Source organism: Novosphingobium sp. BF6 (assembly GCF_058273105.1).
This window is the reverse complement of the sequence record NZ_CM177775.1, coordinates 1,827,386-1,847,293: the sequence shown is the minus strand read 5'-3', so window position 1 is coordinate 1,847,293 and position 19,908 is coordinate 1,827,386. Positions and strand designations below refer to the sequence as shown.

Below are 19,908 nucleotides of genomic sequence, written 5' to 3'. Positions count from 1 at the left end.
TTGAAGAACTTGCCGTCGCCCTCGCCCAGGTAGTCGTTATCCGCCCGGGTCGAGTTCGACTGTACCGCGATCGCGCCCGCTGCCGTCGAATCCGAAGGCGTCGCCTTCGTTGACCTGCCCTCCCGGAAGAGTATCCATCAGATCGGGCGCCGAGACCAGCGAATGCATTCCCATGTCGTTATGACGACCGCCGGATGACGACCGGGATTTAGACACAAGGCTGACACGAGCGGGTGGCGCCCCCTGGTCGACGGCGCTAAGTCCCTGCAAATGCCTATCGTCTCCCGGAGAATATCCTTGCGCCGACCGATCTTCGCCCTCGGCCTGTCCGTTTCCGTGCTGGCTGCCGCCTTCGCTTCGATCCAGCCGGTGGCCGCGCAAACGACTGCGCTTGCGGAACGGACCGCAGTTGCGAACCCACCTCGCGTCGAGCAATCGGCAACCTCCCGGCACGCCATGGTCGCGGCGGCCAATCCGCTGGCGGTGAAAGCCGGTATGGACGTGCTCGAAACGGGCGGTTCAGCCATCGATGCCGCTGTTGCGATCCAGGCGGTTCTCGGTCTGGTCGAGCCGCAGAGCTCCGGCCTCGGCGGCGGCGCCTTCATGGTCTATTACGACGCGAAGACCCGGAAGACGACGGCCTACGACGGGCGCGAGACGGCCCCGGCTGGCGCGACGAACCGCCTGTTCCTCGACGAAAACGGCAAGCGCCTGTCCTTCGCGGAGGCGGTGCTGGGCGGCATCTCCACCGGCGTTCCCGGCGCGATCGCCATGCTCGACATGGCCCACCGCGATCACGGCAAACTGCCCTGGGCGAAACTCTTCGGCGAAGCGCACCTCCTGGCAGAAGACGGCTTCATCGTCAGCCCGCGCCTGGCCGGCATGATCGCAAGCAAGGCGCCGCAAGCTTCCGCACCGGATGCGAAGCGTTACTTCACCAAGGCCGACGGTACGGCTTATGTCGCCGGAGACCGCCTGAAGAACGCGGACTATGCGCGCTCGTTGGACCGGATCGCGAAATACGGTGCCTCAGGCCTGCTGACCGGCCCCCTCGCACAGCAAATTGTCGACCGCGTGCACGAAGGGCCGCGCCCGAGCACGCTCTCGCTGGCCGATCTGGCCAGCTACCGCCCGCATTCGAGTGCCGCGCTCTGCCAGCCCTACCGCCTCTACCTCGTCTGCACTCCGCAGGCGCCATCGGGCGGCCCCGGTCTGCAAATCGCCCTTGGCGTGCTCGCACATACCGATATCGACAAGCGCGATGCCTCCGACGAGAAGGCCTGGTTCGAATTCGCGCAGGCCAGCCGCCTCGCCTATGCCGACCGCGACCGCTATGTCGGCGACCCGGCTTTCGTGAAAGTGCCGCTCGAAGGCCTGCTCGATCCCGAATACCTGAAGGGCCGCGCCGCCGAAATCGGCGAAAAAGCCGGACCGGTGACTTTCGGCATGCCAAAGGGCGCCCCCGATGTCGGTCCGGACTCAACCAACGAGCCGGGCGGCACCAGCCACATCGTCATCATCGACGCTCAGGGCAATGTCGTCTCGATGACCACCACGGTCGAGAGCATCTTCGGCTCGGGCCGCATGGTCGGCGGGTTCTTCCTCAACAACCAGCTTACCGACTTCTCGTTCAGTCCTACAGACGAAGACGGCGCCAAGGCTGCCAATGCCGTCGGCCCCGGCAAGCGCCCTCGCTCCAGCATGGCACCTGCGATCGTCCTCACGCCGCAGCACAAGTTCGTGGCGGCGGCGGGATCGCCCGGCGGTTCGGCGATCCAGGCCTACAACCTCAAGGTTCTGGTCGCCCTGCTCGACTGGAAGATGACGCCGCAGGAGGCGGTTTCGCTGCCCAACCTCGTGGCCAAGGGCGGCAGCTATAGCGCCGACAAATTCCCCCAGCCGATCATGGACGGCCTTGCCGCGCGCAATATGCCGCTTTCGACCGCCAAGGGCGAAGAATCCGGTCTTCAGGCGATCATCGCCACGCCGAAGGGGTATGTCGGCGGTGCCGATCCCCGGCGCGAGGGCGTCGCTCGCGGGTTCTGACCCCGGCCCCGATACCCTCTTCCAATCTTTCCCTGCGTTGAAAATGGCATAGAGTTCCCTTAGGGGCCGCTGCCTTTCAACCAGGGAAAAGACATGCCGGGCGATCACGACGTAAAGATCGGGGAACAATCCGGGGCTACGGGCATCCGCTCCTCCACGGGTAGCCTCGGCCTCATGGCGGCGATCGCGCTGGTCATGGGCAACATGATCGGGTCCGGGGTGTTCCTGCTGCCCGCCAGCCTCGCCCCGTTCGGCTGGAACGGGGTGATCGGCTGGTTCGCCACGATCACCGGCGCGCTGATCCTCGCCTATGTCCTGAGCCGCCTGACCCGCGCCCGACCGGAAGCAGGCGGGCCTACCGGTTTCGTCACCGATGCCTTCGGGCAAAGGACCGGGTTCTTCATCAGCTGGATCTACCTCGTCTCGCTCTGGACTTCGGTGGTGACGATTGCCGTGGCCACCGTCTCCTATCTGTCCAGCATGGTGCCGTTCCTCGGGCGCGGCGAGCATGTCCCTGCCCTTGCCGCCATCGCGCTGCTCTGGCTGATGACGCTGGTGAACTTGCGCGGCACCCGCGCGGCCGGGCAATTCCAGATCGTCACCCTCGGCCTCAAGGTGATCCCGCTGCTGGTGGTGATCGTGCTGGCCGTCTATGTCCTGTCGAGCGGCAAGGCCCAGCTTCCGGACTTCGACGCCTCGCTCGTGCATACCGGCGCGATCAACGGCGCCGCGACCCTGACGCTCTGGGCCTTGCTCGGCTTCGAATCCGCCAGCGTGGCCGCCGCACGGGTGCGCAATCCCGAAGTCAACGTCGCCCGCGCCACGCTCTGGGGCACGGCCCTGACCGGCGTGCTCTATCTCATGGTCTGCTCGGCCATCGCCCTGCTGCTGCCAAGCGACATGGCCGCGCACTCGGCCGCACCTTTCGCCACCTTCGTCGCCCGCTTCCTCGACGGGGACGTCGCCACTCTCGTCGCAGTCTTCGCAGTCATCAGCTGCATCGGCGCGCTCAACGGCTGGACCCTGCTCCAGGCCGAGATGATGCGCGACATGGCAGCCCGCCGCCTGCTGCCGCAGTGGTTCGCCGAGATCGATGCGCAGGGCACCGCCCGCCGCGCCCTGCTGACTTCCGCCGTCGTCGCCAGCTTCTTCGCGGCGATGAACGCCAGCCGGACGATGCAGGCCCTGTTCGAATACCTGCTGCTGCTCTCCACTTCCGCGACGCTCTGGCTCTATCTCGCCTGCGCGCTGGCGGCGCTGAAGCTGGGCGTCGCCCGCATTCCGGCGCTGATCGGCGCGCTCTATGCGCTCTGGACCTTGTGGGGCGCCGGAATCGGTGCCAGCGGACTGAGCTTCGTGCTCATGGTGCTGGGCCTGCCGATCTGGCTCTGGCTGAAGCGCAGCGAAGTCGATTGATCGCGTGGAGAACGACCTGCCATGACGAAACCATACGATGCCGTCATCATCGGCGGCGGCCACAACGGCCTTGTCTGCGCGTTCTACCTTGCCCGCGCGGGGTTGAAGGTTCGCATTCTGGAGCGCCGGGATGTGGTCGGCGGCGCGGCGGTAACCGAGGAATTCCACCCCGGCTTCCGCAACTCGGTGGCCAGCTACACCGTCAGTCTGCTCCAGCCCAAGGTGATCGCCGACATGCGGCTGGCCGACCATGGCTACCGCGTGATCGAGCGGCCGATCTCCAACCTGCTGCCGCAGGAAGATGGCGGCTACCTCAAGCTCGGCGGCGGGCTGGAGCGCACACAGGCCGAGTTTCGCCGCTTCTCCGCGCACGATGCCGAAGTGCTACCCGCTTATTACGATGCACTGGAAACCGTGGCCGAAGTGCTGCGCGACCTCGCCCTGAAATCGCCGCCCAACGCCGGTGACGGCTGGCGCGGGCTGATCGACGCGGCGCTTCAGGGCCGCAAGCTTTCAGGTCTTTCCCTTGAAGCGCAGCGCGATGTGCTGGACCTTTTCACCAAGTCCGCCCGGTCGCTGCTGGACGGCTGGTTCGAGAGCGAGGCGGTGAAGGCCGCCTTCGGTTTTGACGCGGTGGTTGGCAACTATGCCTCGCCCGATACGCCGGGCAGTGCCTACGTCCTGCTGCACCACGTCTTCGGCGAAGTGAACGGCAAGAAGGGCGCCTGGGGTCACTCGGTCGGCGGCATGGGCAATATCACCCGCATCATGGGCGAAGTCTGCCGCAAGCTGGGCGTGGAGATCAGCCTGGAAAGCCCGGTGGATCAGGTGCTCGTCGATGGCGACAAGGTTGCGGGCGTGCGGCTTGAAAACGGCGAGGAAATTGCCGCCACCCGCGTGATCGCCAATGTCGGCCCCAAGCTGCTTTACGGCAAGATGATCGCGGAAGGCGACCTGAACCCCGATTTCCAGCGCCGCATGAAAGGCTTCAAGACCGGCAGCGGCACTTTCCGCATGAACGTGGCGCTTTCCGAGCTGCCGAAGTTCACCTGCCTTCCCGAACCGGGAGAGCATCACCAGTCCGGCATCATCATCGCACCGACGCTCGACTACATGGACCGCGCCTTCCTCGACGCGAAGACCCATGGCTGGTCGAGGAAGCCGATCGTCGAGATGCTGATCCCCTCGACCGTGGACGACAGCCTCGCGCCCGAGGGCCAGCATGTCGCCAGCCTGTTCTGCCAGCAATTCGCGCCGGAGCTTCCCGATGGCCGCGACTGGGATGCCGAGGAAGACAAGGCGGCGGACACCGTGATCGATACGGTGGAAGAGTATGCGCCGGGCTTCCGCGCCTCGATCCTCGGTCGGCAAGTGCTCAGCCCCAAGGGACTGGAGCGCAAGTTCGGCCTCGTCGGCGGCGACATCATGCACGGCAACCTGACACTCGACCAGATGTGGTCGGCGCGGCCGGTACTGGGCCACGGCGCCTATCGCGGGCCGATCAAGGGGCTCTACATGTGCGGCTCCGGCGCGCACCCCGGCGGCGGCGTGACCGGTGCGCCCGGCCACAACTGCGCGCATGAGGTGATCGCGGACAACAAGCGCTGGGGTAATCGTTACGGCCGGTTCATTTCCTAGCGGTTTCGAACCGGCGCGCCATTTCATCCCTCCCCCGGGTCGTCCTGCCGAATAGAGACAGACCTGTTCCGATCCTGTTGGTTTGAGACGGGTAGACGAACGGACCCAGTTCCCGGCTTAGCGGCCGGAAAACACAATCAGTTCGATGGGTTGCGACAAAAACGGGAAGACGGTTTGCCTGAAATACTCAATATGGACACGCGGCGCAGGTCCGATGCCATTTCGGTCGCGCGGGTCATCTGCATCCTCGGCGTCGTTTATGTCCACGCCTGGACCGGGCTGACCGGCTACGACCTGCAACTTGCTCACGGGACGCCGCAGGAGAACTTGCGCTGGGTGCTGATGGACGTCTTCGGGCGCAGCGCAGTGCCCCTGCTCGGCCTGATCTCCGGCTGGCTGGTAGCCGGATCGAGCCGCACCTTCGACTGGGCGAGCCATGTCGGCCGCAAGGCCAAGACGATCCTGTTGCCGATGGTGCTGTGGAACGCGCTGGCCATCCTGCTGGTCTCCGGCGCCGCCGTCGCGACGCGGCTCGCTGCACCGACCCCGCAATCGCTCGACTGGATCTTCCAGGAAGTGTTCATCGCCAGCCGCAATCCGGACATCAACGTCCAGATGCCGTTCCTGCGCGACCTGTTCCTCTGCATGCTACTGGCGCCGCTGCTCGTGCGCTGCGGCAAGCGCACGCTTCTCGCCGTGGCGTTGGTGGCCGGGGTCTGCCAGATCGCGGGCTTCGGACCGCCGGTGTTCATGCGCGCCTCGATCCCGTTCTTCTTCACTCTCGGCATCATCGCCCGGCGCGAGAACCTGTCGGACCGCATCGCCGACTGGCCGCTGGCTGTCGCACTGGCGCCGTTCGCGGTGCTGACCGCCGTGCAGCTCTACTTCACGCTGGTGGTGGATGCATCCCCGATCAGCCTCCCCGCCGCGACGCTCGACCTCGCCGTGCGCATTTCCGCAGCGCTTGCCTACTGGCGCATTTCCTGGGGCATTGCCGGAACCGCAGTGCGACGCCCGCTGCTCAAGATCGAGCCTTTCGCGTTCTTCCTGTTCTGCTCGCACCTCATCCTGATCTGGCTGGGTGGACCGCTGCTGGGCAGGCTGTTCGGCACCCTCGGCTCGCCGCTCTATCCGGTCTATCTGGTCGCCCAGCCGCTGATCGTGCTGCTGGTGGTTGTCCTGCTGGCGACCCTGCTCCGCCGCGCCGCGCCGGGACCGGCGCGCATCCTGAGCGGCGGTCGGTTGAAAGGACAGAAGCTGGCAGCCGCCTGAGCCGCCAGCTCCTGTCTCAAGGCCTCACTTACCGGCGAGATCCTTGTAGAGGCTGAGGTAGTAGGTGATCCCTGGCCGCACGTTGAGCAGCGGCAGCCGCTCGTTGAGGCCGTGGGCGAACTCGTCGGAATCCTTCATCATCGAGGCGCTGGCGCTGTAGCTCGGCACGCCGAGGGCGCGATACCACATCGAATCCGAAGCGCCCGAGGCCTGCGAGGGGATGATCGGGATCGGCCCCCAGGCCGCCGTCACCGCCTTGCGCGTCGCCGCCACGAAGTCCGGCCGCATCGGCGAGGCAGGCGACATCGTCGAGGCATCGCCGGTCACGTCGGAGAACTTCGCGGCAGGCATCTGCGCGACTTTCTCCAGTTCCGCCATGATCTCCTCGCGGGTGTGGCCGGGGAAGACGCGGCAGTTGATATTGGCCGTGGCGCGCTGCGGCAGGGCGTTCTGGGCATGGCCGCCGGAGATCATCGTCGGAACGCAAGTCGTGCCGGTGCGGCCCACCATCGAGGGATTGGCGCGCAGCACCTTGAGCGCCGCCTCGTCGTTCGGATTGGCTGCGAAAGCGCGCATTGCGCCTGCCAGCGCGGCATCGGGTTCGAGCTTCGCCGCCTCCACCCAGTAGGCGCGGGTGATATCGTTGAGTTCTGGCTTGAAGTGATAGTGGCCGATCCGCTCCAGCACCTCGGAAAGCTGAACGATCGCATTCTCCGTGCGCGGCGCGGAGCTGTGGCCGCCGGGGTTAGTCACTTCGATCTGGTAATCGACGTAAGTCTTCTCCGCCCCGCCCCAGGACCAGAACGCGGGCTTGCCGGTCTTTTCCGAAAGGGTTCCCGACGAGCCGTCGACATTGAGCACGAGTTCGGCATTCTTCAGCCGCTCGGCGATCAGCTTCGAGGTCGCCATCGAGGTTTCCTCGTCGCCGGAATAGGCGATGACGAGCGTGCGCTTGGGCTTGAAGCCCTGCTTGCGCAGTTCGATCATCGATTCCATCGCCAGCACCGCTTCGAATTTGGTGTCGCTGGCGCCGCGTCCGTAGAGGTAGCCGTTCTCGACGGCCGGGGTGAAGGGATCGCGCTCCCAGTCGGCGGGCTTGGCCTCGACCACGTCCATATGCGCGGAAACCACCAGCGGCTTCAGAGAGGGATCGCTGCCCGGCCAGGTGGCGATGAGGTAGGCGGTGTCCTTGTGGGGAACGATCTCGATGTCCTTGGCATCCCAGCCGTTCGCCAGCAGCTCCTTGCGGAAGAGTTCCGCGACCTGCTGCGTCTGGTTGCCTTCACCTTCGACCGAGCGCAGCGCGATGGCCTGCTTCGACACTTCCAGCACCTTCTTTTCAGCCTCGGGATAGGCCTTGGGCGCGGCTTGAGCGCTGGTCGAAGCCGCGAGAATGGCGCCGAGCGTGAAGACGGTGGATGCGATGACCCGCATGGATATTCTGCCCCCTGAAATGCGATCCGAAGTTTGTGACTGGCCGGAACCGATGAAGAATCGGTTCCGGCCTCGGCACATTGTCGCATTCACAGGGCAGGCGCACCTGTTTTGCGCGGATCAGCCCAGATCGAGCGCGCCGGTCAGGTCGCCCGGTGCCACGCCGCCTGCCGCGATCATGGCATCCTCACGCATCTTCAGACCTTCCAGCTTCTCCAGACCGAAACGACGGGTGAGGAAGCGGGCGATCGAGCCGGTGTCGTAGATCGTGTGATCGACCGCGCCCTTCTTCGCATGGGGCGAGACGATGACGGCGGGAATGCGCGTACCCGGTCCCCAGCGGTCACCCTTCGGCGGCGCAACGTGATCCCACCAGCCGCCGTTCTCGTCGAAGGTGATGACGACCAGCATCTTCTCCCACTGCGGACTGGCGCGCAGGCCGTCGATGACGGCGGCGATATGGCGATCGCCCGCATCGATGTCCGAATAACCGGCATGCATGTTGAGATTACCCTGCGGCTTGTAATAGCTGACCGCCGGGAGCTTGCCCGCCTCGGCATCGGCCAGGAACTTGTTGGTGCGCGCAGTGCTGCCCTCGCCGCCGTCGCGCAGGAATTTCGCGCGGTCGGCGGTGCCGGGGGCGAAGCGGTCGTAGTAGTTGAACGGCTGGTGGTGCGGCTGGAAGTTCGGCCGCGAGGGGAACGAGGCGTCGTTCATGTTTCCTGCCAGCGCCGCATCCCAGCCGCCCGCGTACCAGGCCCAGTCCACACCCTTGGCCGAGAGCATATCGCCGATCGTCTTGTGCTGCTGCGGCACCAGCGTGTGGGAGCTTTCCGCATTGGCGTAGCCCGGCTTCGTCGCATCGAGTTCGTAAGTCGGCGCATAGGGCGGCAGCATCGTGTTGACTGCCCAGAAGTCGGGCGAGAGCGTGTTCGGGCCGAATACCGCCGGGCCGTCGAGCGCGCTGGCAGGGGTCTTGGGATCGACCTTCAGGCGCGTGCCCTTGGGATCGTTCCCTTCGAGCCTGGCGATGCGCTTGGCGGCCGGGCTCTTGTCGGCATCCGGATAGAACGGCGGCTGCGCGGCGATCAGGTACTGGTGGTTGAGGAAGGAACCGCCGAACGCGCCCATGAAGAAGTTGTCGCAAAGCGTGAACTCACGCGCGATCTGCCACATGCGAAGCTGCGCGCGCATGTCGCCGTAGTGACCCATGACCAGCGCGCCGCTGTCGCCCCAGGCGACGAACTGGTCGTTGGCGCCGCCGTTGATCTGCATCTGGTTGTGATAGAACGCATGGACCAGATCGCGGGTGACGAGACCGTGCGGCAGCGGATCGCCCTCGGGCGTCTTCAGCGCGAAGGGACCGTTCGGGATCGGCGCGAGATCGTCCGGGCCGATCTGGTATTCGGCATGCTCGACAACCTGCTTGGAAGGCACGAGGCCTTCCCAGATCTTCGGCAGGCGCTCCATGACCTTGCCGTCGCGGTCGCGCTGGCGGGTGCGTTCGGCCGGGACCTCGGCCAGCGGCTGCTGGAGACCGGGGAAATCGGCGAAGAGATTGTTGAAGCTGCGGTTCTCCGCGAAGATCACCACGACCGTATCGATCGCCTCCCGCAGCCTGGCATCGCTGACCGGGCGCGACGACGAACCCTTGGCCGGGCGCGCCTCGGCGCTCTCCACCGTACCACCGGCAACGGCAGCGGCACCGATCGCGGCGGCAAGACCGCCGAGGAAGTCGCGGCGGTCCGGACGCACCACCGGGTTTTCGGCCTGCGGTTCGGGGAGATCGGAGTCGGTCATGGAATTTCCTTGGGGAGATATATTTCCGGCTGTTTGCTGTCCCGACGGAAGCACGTCAACCATTTAGGATATCCTGTATCATGCCCCAGAAAGCTTCCCCGCGCTCCGGACGAAAAATGGGCGCCCCGACAAGGCCGGGACGCCCATTTTGTCATTGCCGCAACTTTCAGGCCTTGGCGAAGCGCCGCTCGTTCCACTTCACCGACAGACCTTCGCTCGTCGTTCCCGCCGTGGTGCGCTGCGCGATCGTGCCCACAAAGTGCCACTCGCCGCGGACCTGCTCCGGCGTGAGTTGCAGCGAGACATAGCCCCGGCGGCTGGTATCGGCGAAAGCGAGGCCGGGGTTGGCACCGCGCAGCGCCTTGGCCAGATCGGCGGGCAGAACCGAGGGAAGATATTCCTCGTAACCCGGCGAAGTGACCGAATGCCCGGCATATTCGACACCGGCAGGCGTCCCATCCACCGAAAGCTCGCTGCCCCAGGCATTGTGGCTATCGCCCGCCAGCACCACGAGGTTGCAGTCCGCCTGACGAGCCGCGCGCAGCAGGCGTTCGCGCGCGGCGGGATAGCCGTCCCACGAGTCCATGTTGAACGGCAGCCCCACTTGCGAAGCGGCGGCGATGGCCATGAGCGCCTGCCGCACTTTGGGATCGCCGCCCGCCGGAACGAGGTCCGCCATCTGCGGCGGCGCCTTGAGCGAGCCCATGACGACCTGCTGCGCCAGAACCTGCCAGCGCGTGCCGGACTTCGCGGAATCCGCCAATCCTTTGGTGAGCCAGGCCTCCTGCTTCGCCCCCATCAGCGTGCGGTCCGCCGCCATCCACGGCCCGTCGCGGAACTGCACGAGGGCCTTGGCGATCTCCGCCTGACCGCCTTTTGCCGCCCCCGCTATGACCGCGCCGAAATCGAGCTGCTCCATGCGCTCGCTCACGCGGGTCTCGGGGCGGAACAGCGTGGCCAGCGAGCCGATCTGGAAGCTGTCGTAGAGCGCGTCGGACACCGGCATCCATTCGCGATAGGCCTTCTCCGCCGCCGCACGCCGCACCGACCACTCGCCTTCCTTCTCGGGCTGATGGTTCTCGGCGCCGCCTTTCCAGCTATCGTTGGCGAATTCGTGGTCGTCCCACTGGGCGATCATCGGAAAGCGCTGGTGGATGCGGCGCAGGTCCGGATCGAGCCTGTAGCTGGCGAAGCGCAGGCGGTAATCGGCCAGCGATACCGTTTCGTTCTGCGGCTCGATCGGACGCCCGGCCATCGGATTGTCCGGATAGTGCCCGTATTCGTACTCGTAGAAGTAGTCGCCAACATGGACGATCAGGTCGAGATCGTCGCGCGCGGCGCCGTGGGCATAGGCGTTGAACCAGCCGAACGGCATGTTCGAGCAGGAGAACAGGCCGATGCCGAAACGGTCGACCTCACCCACCGGCAGCGTGCGAGTGCGGCCGACTTCGCTCTTCGTGCCGTCCGGCGCGATGAAACGATAGAAGTACCACTTGCCCGGCGCGAGCCCGGACACCACCAGCTTGGCGCAATTGTCGTGCGCAGGCGAAGCGATGACCTCGCCGCCGCCCGCCACCTTGCGGAAACTATCGTCGGCCGAGAGTTCGCAGCGCAGCTTCGTATCGCCGCTGCCGACATAGCGCGTCCAGAGCAGCACCGAATGGGCGGCAGGCTCGCCGCTCGCCACGCCGTGGGTAAAGCCGCGCGCGGTCAGAATCTGGGCGATGCCCGGCGTCGAGAGCGCGGCGAGACCGAAGGCGCCTGCCTGAAGCAGCAGGCGTCGGTCGATTTGCAGGGTCATGGTATCGTTCCTCGGAATGACGGGTCAGTAGCGCGCGGTGATCTCGATGCCGTACGTGCGCGGCTCGGCCGGGATGAAGGTCGGATAGCCGAACGAACCGCCGGTATTGCCCGCGTCGAGCAGGTACTTCTTGTCCGTCAGGTTGCGGGCATAGCCAGCGACCTGGAACTTGCCGTCCATCAGCGAAACGCCGCCGCGCAGATTGACCTGCGTGACCGGTACCTGGCTGATCGCTTCGCTGTTCGGGATCTCGAAGTAGATCTTGCTGCGGTAGGTGACGCTGGGGGTCAGGAACACACTGGTGTTCTGATTGACAGGGACATTGAGGTTGAACCCGGCCGCCCATTGCCACTTGGGCTGGAGGCGGAACTGGTCTCCGGCATAGGCGCCGTTGGAGGCCTTGTCGTCGATGCCGCCGCTAATGAAGCCGACATTACCGAACGCGCTCAACCATTCGGTGAAGCGCGCTTCCAGTTCCGCCTCGACACCGAGGTTGGAGGCCGAACCGGCACTGCGGGTAACGGCCCGGCCGTTTTCGATGACCGAGACCTGGAAGTTTCTGTACTTGTCGTAATAGACGCCCAGCGAGCCGGAGAACATGCCGACCGAGCCCTTGATCCCTGCCTCGTAGTTCCACACGGTCTCGGACTTGATGAGGTCGAGATCGGCCACCGGCCCGGCGGCTGCGGAGAGCTGGACCACCGGCGAGCGGCGTCCTTCCGAGATCGTCGCGTAGAGGTTGAGGTTCGGCGTCAGATGATAGAGCGCATTGAAGCGCGGCAGCACGGCGGCGTAGGACTTGCGCGCGTGGAAGGTCTGTCCGTCGGTATCGACCAGCGGCAGCAGCGGCTGGCCGTAGACCGGAGCGTCGGGCTGATAGGCCGAGTAGCCGGAACGGCGCTTCTCGATCAGGATACGGGCACCGGCAGTCAGTTCCAGCGCTGGCGCAGGCTTCCACGTCACGTCGCCGAACATCGACCATGACTGGTTGCGGCCTTCGTTCTTGTACCAGCTCGAATAGGGTACGGCGGTATAAGCCCCGCCGGTCAGCAGCGAAGTCGCACGCCCTGCGGTTACGGTATTGTTGGCCGCAACGCAGCCGAGGCCGGGGATCAGGTTGGCGCTGCACTGGAGGTAGGTGCCCAGCTCCGACGACATCGGGACGTACTGGTACGAGTCCTCGATGAAGTAGTTCCAGCCGAACGAGGCGCGCCACTGGTCGTCGCTATACGTGAAGCGGCCTTCGTGGCTCGCCTGCCAGCCCTTGGCGCGCTCGGCGAATTCGAGATACCAGGCGGCGGAGCCGTCGGCGTCGAAGACTTCCAGCGCATCGAAATGACGATAGCCGTTGACGGTGGTGAAGTTCCAGCCGTCCGCGAAGTCCCAGCTCAGCGTCAGGTTGCCGTCATAGACATCGCGATCGAGGCCCAGCTTGTCGGAACCGAGCACTTCGGCCGAAACGGGCGAACCGCCCAGATAGGCTCTGTCGTAAAGACCTTCAACCGAGGTCGAGCCGAGGTTCTTCGAGAGGAACGGCGTGCCGGAATTGCGCTGGCGATCGTACGTGAACACGAGGTCGGCGGTGAAATCGCTGCTCGGCGTGTAGCGCAGCGATCCGCGCAGGCCGAGCTGGTCCTGCGCGTAAAGATCTTCCTGACCCGGTGCGAGGTTCTCGATATAACCATCGCGCTTCTTCCACTGCCCGGCGATGCGGGCGGCGATCACGTCGTTGCCGGCATTGACGAAGCCTTCGACGCGGGTGGCATCAAGGTTGCCGTAGGCGCCCGTCAGCGAAGCAGACGTGCCTGCCTCGGGCTTGGCCGAAACGAAGCTGATCGCGCCGATCGTAGCGGCCGTGCCGAACAGGGTCGCCTGCGGCCCCTTGACCACTTCCACCCGGTCGAGATCGTAGATGCCCTGATAAGCCCCGCGCGAGCGCGAGATGTCGATGCCGTTGTAGTAGAGCGTCACGCGCGGCCCCTGCTGCGCCGAGCCGCTGTCGGACGTGATGCCGCGGATGACGAAGCCGGGGTTGTTGGCGCTCTGTACCTGGACATTGAGACCCGGAACGTAGTTCGACAGTTCGCCGATGTCGGTCACGCCCAGTTCGCGCATGCGTTCGCCGGTCTGGACCGAGAGCGTGATGGGAACGTCCACCGCCCGCTGTTCGATCTTCTGCGAGGTGACGATGATGGCATTCGGATCGGCGCTTTCGGCCGCTTCCTTCTCGGCGGCATGGGCTATCGCGGGAAGCCCTGCCAAAGTCGTTCCCGCAAGAAGAGCTGCGATGCAAGTACCGAATTTCATTGCCGTTTCCCCTGAGCAGTTCGTTACGGCTCGGCGGGGTACGCCCGGCAAATGAAGGTTGGATGGCGTTACCGTGACGGTTTTATGTAGCTCACTTCGTAAGGCGCAAGGCCGCTGCGGTGCCGTAGACCAGCCCCAGGCCGACAAGTCCCGCCAGTTGCGACGCGACTTCGCCGAGACTGGCCCCCATCTCGTTGAGACGCACGAAGACCTGCGCGCCGAATGTCGCGGGCGAGAGATGGGCAAGGCCCGATACCCAGTCGGGCATGGAGGACAGCGGCCATGCCGCTCCAGCCAGAAAGAATAGAACGATCGAGGTGGGTATCAGCACCTGCAAGGCGCGCTCGGCGTTGTCGAAAAGGCTGCCGAGCAACAAGCCCAGCGCGGAAACGGCAGCGGCGAAGAGCGGAACGGCGACGAACAGCCCTCCCACGTTTTCGGCACGGGGCACGTCCTGATACCAGAATACCCAGCCGAAATAGAACATGGCGGCAAAACAGCCGATCGATGCCAGCGCACTCCATACGCCGAGAAAGCCCGGCAGCGAGAGTGGCTCGGCCTTGCCTTCGCGAACCCTCGCCCTCTGCGCCGCCGCCAGCATGGCGGTGCCGAACAGCAAAGTCTGTTGCAGGATGATCGCCGAGACGGCCGGGAAGACGTAGTCGGCATAGCCTTCGCGCGTATTGAACAGCGGCCGTTCAACCACTTCGACAGGCGGGCGCACATGCAGGCCCTGCGCCAGCGGCGCCAGCGGCCCCAGCCGCTCGGCCGCGACGGCCAGCGCTGCGGACTGGATGGCACCGCCGATGTCCCGCGCACGGATCAGATAGGTGCCGTTGACCCAGATGCCGATCCCGCCGCCCGGCGCGCCGGTAAGCAGGCTGCGGGTGAAGCCGCGCGGCAGCAGCAGGATGCCGTCCGCCTCGCGGTTGCGGACCTGCCGTTCGGCCTCGTGGATCGAGTCAGTTTCCGCCACGATCCGCACTTCCCGCAGATCCGATAGCTTGCGCACCAGCGCGCGCGTCAGATCGCTGTGCTCCTCGTCCACCACCACGACCGGAAGCTGGCGAACCGTCTGCTGCGCGTAAGGCGCCGGGTAGTAGAAACCGTAGAGCACCACCGCCAGAATGACGATCGAGGCCACGGCGAACGTCGAAAGCACAGCCCTGAAGACCGAAGCGAAGCCTTGCGCGAACGTCATGCTGCTTGCTCCTTCCGGCGCAGCAGGAGCAGGCAGAGGCCTAGCGATACCACCAGATAGAGCGACAGCATTGCCAGTTGCGGCAGTGCAACGGAAACCGGCGCGCCGAGGAACTGGTCCATCTGCAAGCGCAGGTAATGGGTGAAAGGCAAGGCCTCGCTCCAGCCGCGCGCGAAGGCGGAACCGCCGTTCAGCGGCAAGGTCCCGCCGGAATAGGCCAGCGCCGATCCCGCATAGAGCGCCGTGGCCGAAAAGGCGAAGCTCGGCTTGCGCGCGGCGATTACCAGCAGGGCTGAGACTGCCGCGGTTCCGGCGAAGAGCAGGCTCTGCGCGGCAAGGGTCAGGAGAAGACTGCCGTTCATTGTCCAGCCGCGAAAGCCGACGAGCCAGATCATCCAGACCATGCCCCAGATCGAGATCGCCGCGACATAAGGCGTGAGCTTGCCCGTCAGCGCCGCAAGGCCCCCGCCGGTCTCGGCCTTCCAGTGCGCCAGCGAGCGTCCCTGCAACTCGCGCCCCAGGGCCATCACCGCGACGCAGCCGGTCAGCAGGTGCAGCACGGCCGGCTGGATCAGCGCCTGCAAGTACCACTCGAAGCTGGCCTGCGGATTGAACAGCACGGTGGCCTGAACGACCGGCGGGCGGATGCGGATCGCCGGAAGCCCCCTTCCCCGCGCCGCGTCCAGCCCGCGCTCGACCAGCACCGCGTCCACCGCTGCCCTGATGCCGGATTCCGCACTGCCGCCGATCGTCAGGAACGAGGCATTGTAGAAAATCTGGATCGCTGGGGCGCTCGCACGTTCAAGCCCTTCGCCCACGCCGCGCGGGAGGCGCAGGATCGCCCAGACCCGCCCGGCCCGCGCCAGCCTTTCGGCCTCGACCATCGTTTCCGGGCGTTCGGCGATCGAGACTGCCGGGCTGGCCGCCACCGCGCGGATAATGGCGCGGCTGAGCGCGCCGTTATCCTCGTCCAGCACCGCGATCGGCAAGGCGCGCGGCACACCCGCGATCAGCATGGCCGCGACGATCAGGATCGCCAGCCCCGGAAACAGCGTGAGCATCGCCAAGTCCCAGCGATCCCGCCGCAAATGGCCGATTTCGCGGCGCAGGGCTCGTCCGAAACCGAAGCGGGCGGGCGTCATTGCGGCCAGTCGAACAGCACGCTCATGCCGGGGCGCAGCTCCTTGACCGGTTCGGCGGGATGGAGCCTCACCTCGAAACTGCGCACATCGAAGCCCGAGGACTGCCGCGTCGCCCGCCATGTCGCGAAGTCGCCTTGCGGGCTGATATAGGTCACGCGGAAGCGGACCTTGCGCTTGCCCAGAGCCGGGACGGTACCGACGAGTTCCTGACCTTTTCGGAGAGAATTGAACTGGTCTTCACGAAGGTTCAGCGAGACCCAGGGATGCGCCGTATCGACAATCTGGAACACCGGAACCGCCGGAGCGACGATCTCGCCCGGCTCCGCCAGCCGCCGCACCACTTCGCCGCCGATCGGCGCCACCAGCGTCTTCTCGGCACCGAGCGCATCTGCAATCGAAAGGCCGCCCTTCGCGACTTGGACTTGTGCCTGTGCGGCGGCCTTTTCCTCCGCGCGCGCGCCGGACTGCGCCTTCAGATATTGCAGTTTTGCAGCCTCGGCCTGACGGGCGCTGGCGTCGCGTGCGGCATGAGCCTCGTCACGGCGCTGCGCGGCGATCACGCCTTCCGCATAGAGATTGTCCGCTCGCCGCGCGGTAACAGCGGCAAGGTCCGCGCCTGCCTGCGCGGCCTGCCACACCGCGCGCAGCGATTCCACGTCCTCCTTGCGGGCGCCGCTGTCGGCAAGATTGCGCATGGCCTCGGCACCCGCGAGCACGCCTTGTGCCTGCTGGCGTCCGCCGTCGACTTCGGGGCTGGACAGGACCGCCAGCACCGTTCCCGCCGTCACCGTCGCGCCTTCCTCGGCCAGCAGGCGCTCGACGCGTGCCAGGACCTTGGTGGCAACATTGACCTCGTCGGCATCGACCATGCCCTGCAACTGGTCCGGCGCAGGCCGAGCAGCGATCCACAGGCCGACAAGGAGCAGGATCGCCAGCAGTATCAGTCCCGCCACCAGCAGACGAAACCTGCCGCGCGCTGCCGTGGGCGCCTGCTCGACTTCGTTCATGGTGCGGTGATCCTGTCGGGACGGAGGAGATAGTCGCGGAAGCTGTCGCCCCGGTTGCTGGCGGCCAGCAGGGCGGAAAGGGCGACGACATATTCATAGGCGGAAGCGATCCGCTGCGTCTGGGCGAGCGAGAGCGTGTTGCGCGCATCGATAAGCTGGCTGGCGGTATCCTCGCCCTCGCGAAAACCGATTTCGTGGACGCGCAGGTTCTCCTCGGCGGCTTTCATGTTGCTGTCCAGCAGCAGAAAGGACCGCCGCGCGGTGTCGACAAGGTTGTAGGCGCGGCTCGTCTCGATCTCGATGGTCTTCTGCATATCCCGCGCAGCATTTTCCGCCGCGCTCTGCCGCGAGCGCGCCGCATCGAGCGTATCTCGACGGTCGATGTTGGACAGCAGGGTGAAACGCAGGCCGAGGCCGACGATCCAGTCCGGATCGACCGGGATCGCATCGCCGCGGTTGAAATTGTACGACCCGAACGCGAAGGCCTGCGGCCTCATGCGCGACTTGGCGAGATCAACACCGGAACCGGCGAGATCGCGCGCCGCTGCCGCCGCGCGCATCTGCGGCTGCCCCGGCGAAGTCGCACTGGCAAGGAAACCGTCCAGCGGTTCAAGGCCGCTACCGTTCACGAAGAGCGGCGTGGTCGGCGTCACGCCGCCACTCGCATCGAGCAGGCGGGCCAATGAGTCCGAAGCATTGCGCTCTTCCATGCGCGCCCGTTCGAGCGCGCGCTGCGCAGCATCGCGGGCCACCTGCATTTCCAGCACGCGCGAACGCGGGATCACGCCTTCCCGGAACAGCGCCTGGGCATTGGCGAGATGCTTGTCGAAGGCATCGCGCGTGCCGGTGGCGGAAACGAGCAGCGCGGCGGCCAGTTGCTGGCCAAAATAGCTCTGCACCAGCCGCACTTGCGACAGATCCTGCGCCCCCGCCTGCTTCGCCCGCGCCAGTTCCGCGCCCGCCTCGGCCCCATGCTGGATCGCCGGGATCGCGCCGCCCGAATAGAGCGGCATGACGGCCGTGACATTGGGCCGGATCACCGTCTGCCGCGCGCGGAAATCGAGTTCGTCGGGGATCTGCGAGAGCAATCCCGGAAGCGCCTCGCCCACGCGCCCGGTCACCTGCTGCACGATGCCGGAAAACTCTGGTGGGAACTCTCCGGGCAGGCCTTCGAGGAATTGGCCCGCGGCATTGCTGAAGCTGTCCTTCTGTCCTGTCAGGTCGACCGAAAGCGACTTCTGGTAGGCAATCACCGAGACCGAAGTGGACACCACCGGACGGTTCAGCGCCTTTAGCGCATGGGCGGTCGATTCCGCGGCGCTCAATTCGTCCGAAGCGGCGCCCAGTGCGGAAGATACGCGGTCCAGCCGCTGCCGGGCGGCATCGAAAGACAGCGCAGCAGGCGTGTTCTCGTCCTGGACAGCCTCTTTACCAAGCTCCTGCGTGAAAGCAGAGTTCGGACAAGCGATCAGCATCGCAATGATACCGGCCCAGCCTATTACAGCTCTATTCCGAAAATCGCTGCCGGCAATCATGGCTCACCACAGATAGGGTCCGCAACGGATTACATGTTTCCCCTTCAACGAAAAGCAATTTTGATCAATATTTCGATAGCCTTCGGCATCACCCCTTATCCGCTGGGTGATGCCGGGTCCGCAAAGATGGCGCTGACCTCACGGTCGTTGCCCTCGTCGTGATGTTCTGGCTATCCGTGGGTCGGCAAGACGACCTCGACCTCCGCCCGCGCGAACGGGCGCCGATGGAGGCCGGGAAACCGCGCAGCAGATGGCGCCCTCCGGCGCGAACCAGAGGAACGGCAAGACGATGCACTGGCGGGAAATGAGGGAAGCCGACGCGGCTCATGTGGCGCACGTGGCAGACCTCGTCCACCTCGACTACCCCGAGAACCCTGAAGTCTTTGCCGCCTGCTTCCGGCATTACCCTTCCGGCTGCCATGTGTTGGAAGAGGATGACGGCAAGGTCGCCGGCTACCTCATCTCGCATCCCGGTCGGCAGAACTACCCGCCGGTGATAAACCAGCCGATGACCGGCCTTGCCGAACCATTCGACTGCTATTTCCTGCACGACCTCGCTCTTGGCCCTTCCACGCGCGGGCTGGGTTTCGCAGGCGAGGCTGTGCGGATCGCGGTGAACGAGGCCAAGGCGCGCGGGCTGTCCCGCATGGTTCTGGTCGCCGTTGGGGACGCGCACGGCTTCTGGGAAAAGCAGGGCTTCGAACTGCTCGGCGACGGACGGCTCGATCCGGCCAAGGGTTACGGCCCCGAGGCTAGGATGCTCGTGCGCCCACTCTGAAGGGGGACACATGATCCGCTTTCCGTTCGGAGCAGCCTCTCAAAGATTCAAATATAAGTAAAAATACCAATTATCGAAATCGCATCGAACGATAAGGGGATTTCACAGGCCATCCATAAGCAGGGTAATAAAAATATACTTGTAAACGAGGCGATGAAAATCCTTTAACATCATGCAAACATCTCCGATATTGCTCGAAATCGGAGCATTCATAGGCCAAATCGCCGCTTCGCCATTGCCGAAGGCCGGATTTTTCGGGGTAGGGCAAATCGTACCCAGGCGAAATCCTTGTTCGCCTGCCGGAGAACAATAAAGTGAATAGGGACGCAAACATGATGCAACTGATCGGCGAACTCGACACGAAGCTGGAAGAACTTGAGGAAATCGGCGCTTATGTCGCCGCGGCTCACCTTCAGGCCGCCATCGAGTCCTTGCGCTCTCATTGCAAAATCGAGCAAACTTGCTCCAAACCGGATTAACCTGCGCGAGACGACGCCGCCCTACTGTGATTATCAATACTCCGTTCACGAA

15 protein-coding genes are annotated in these 19,908 nt (G+C 65.2%); 6 read left to right on the top strand and 9 right to left on the bottom strand.

What is annotated here, in order from left to right:
* Positions 1–36 precede the first annotated feature (36 nt).
* Positions 37–174: a hypothetical protein gene (locus AC4D6D_RS09115; RefSeq protein WP_491325024.1), complete on the bottom strand. Its 138-nt coding sequence runs from the start codon at positions 172–174 to the stop codon at positions 37–39.
* A gap of 123 nt (positions 175–297) precedes the next feature.
* Between AC4D6D_RS09115 and ggt the strand changes: the two genes are divergently transcribed.
* The 4 genes from ggt to AC4D6D_RS09095 all read left to right on the top strand — a co-directional run bounded on the left by ggt (position 298) and on the right by AC4D6D_RS09095 (position 6,372).
* A complete protein-coding gene (gene ggt / locus AC4D6D_RS09110; protein ID WP_491325023.1) occupies positions 298–2,046 on the top strand; it encodes a gamma-glutamyltransferase in 1,749 nt (582 codons plus the stop codon).
* A 93-nt stretch (positions 2,047–2,139) separates the two neighbouring features.
* Positions 2,140–3,462 (top strand): amino acid permease, encoded by a 1,323-nt coding sequence (locus tag AC4D6D_RS09105; protein WP_491325022.1) that lies wholly within the window; start codon positions 2,140–2,142, stop codon positions 3,460–3,462.
* Between the two features lie 21 nt (positions 3,463–3,483).
* A complete protein-coding gene (locus tag AC4D6D_RS09100) occupies positions 3,484–5,100 on the top strand; it encodes a phytoene desaturase family protein (RefSeq protein ID WP_491325021.1) in 1,617 nt (538 codons plus the stop codon).
* A 192-nt stretch (positions 5,101–5,292) separates the two neighbouring features.
* Complete coding sequence (locus tag AC4D6D_RS09095) at positions 5,293–6,372, top strand: acyltransferase family protein (protein ID WP_491325020.1); 1,080 nt, start codon at positions 5,293–5,295, stop codon at positions 6,370–6,372.
* A 24-nt stretch (positions 6,373–6,396) separates the two neighbouring features.
* Here AC4D6D_RS09095 and AC4D6D_RS09090 read toward each other — a convergent pair whose 3' ends face one another.
* The 8 genes from AC4D6D_RS09090 to AC4D6D_RS09055 form a co-directional block, all read right to left on the bottom strand.
* Positions 6,397–7,806, bottom strand: a complete 1,410-nt coding sequence (locus AC4D6D_RS09090; RefSeq protein WP_491325019.1) for a M20/M25/M40 family metallo-hydrolase — start codon at positions 7,804–7,806, stop codon at positions 6,397–6,399.
* 120 nt (positions 7,807–7,926) lie between these two features.
* Positions 7,927–9,606, bottom strand: coding sequence for an acid phosphatase (gene acpA, locus AC4D6D_RS09085; RefSeq protein WP_491325018.1), 1,680 nt, complete (start codon positions 9,604–9,606; stop codon positions 7,927–7,929).
* A gap of 166 nt (positions 9,607–9,772) precedes the next feature.
* A complete protein-coding gene (locus AC4D6D_RS09080; RefSeq protein ID WP_491325017.1) occupies positions 9,773–11,407 on the bottom strand; it encodes an alkaline phosphatase D family protein in 1,635 nt (544 codons plus the stop codon).
* Between the two features lie 24 nt (positions 11,408–11,431).
* Positions 11,432–13,714, bottom strand: coding sequence for a TonB-dependent receptor (locus AC4D6D_RS09075; protein WP_491325016.1), 2,283 nt, complete (start codon positions 13,712–13,714; stop codon positions 11,432–11,434).
* Between the two features lie 91 nt (positions 13,715–13,805).
* The gene (locus AC4D6D_RS09070) at positions 13,806–14,915 is read right to left on the bottom strand and encodes an ABC transporter permease (protein ID WP_491325015.1); all 1,110 of its coding nucleotides are present in this window, start codon (positions 14,913–14,915) and stop codon (positions 13,806–13,808) included.
* Positions 14,912–16,057, bottom strand: a complete 1,146-nt coding sequence (locus AC4D6D_RS09065) for an ABC transporter permease (RefSeq protein ID WP_491325014.1) — start codon at positions 16,055–16,057, stop codon at positions 14,912–14,914. The genes AC4D6D_RS09070 and AC4D6D_RS09065 overlap by 4 nt, the downstream gene beginning before the upstream one ends.
* Positions 16,054–17,064 carry an HlyD family secretion protein gene (locus tag AC4D6D_RS09060; protein WP_491325013.1) on the bottom strand — a complete coding sequence of 337 codons (1,011 nt, stop codon included), beginning with the start codon at positions 17,062–17,064 and terminating at the stop codon, positions 16,054–16,056. The genes AC4D6D_RS09065 and AC4D6D_RS09060 overlap by 4 nt, the downstream gene beginning before the upstream one ends.
* Positions 17,061–18,539 (bottom strand): TolC family protein, encoded by a 1,479-nt coding sequence (locus AC4D6D_RS09055; RefSeq protein WP_491325012.1) that lies wholly within the window; start codon positions 18,537–18,539, stop codon positions 17,061–17,063. Before AC4D6D_RS09055 ends, AC4D6D_RS09060 begins: the two co-directional genes overlap by 4 nt.
* A gap of 310 nt (positions 18,540–18,849) precedes the next feature.
* Here AC4D6D_RS09055 and AC4D6D_RS09050 point away from each other — a divergent pair, with 310 nt between their 5' ends.
* Together AC4D6D_RS09050 and AC4D6D_RS09045 are read left to right on the top strand one after the other, a co-directional pair.
* Positions 18,850–19,377: a GNAT family N-acetyltransferase gene (locus tag AC4D6D_RS09050; protein WP_491325011.1), complete on the top strand. Its 528-nt coding sequence runs from the start codon at positions 18,850–18,852 to the stop codon at positions 19,375–19,377.
* A gap of 332 nt (positions 19,378–19,709) precedes the next feature.
* Complete coding sequence (locus AC4D6D_RS09045) at positions 19,710–19,856, top strand: hypothetical protein (protein ID WP_186830103.1); 147 nt, start codon at positions 19,710–19,712, stop codon at positions 19,854–19,856.
* Positions 19,857–19,908: the final 52 nt, after the last annotated feature.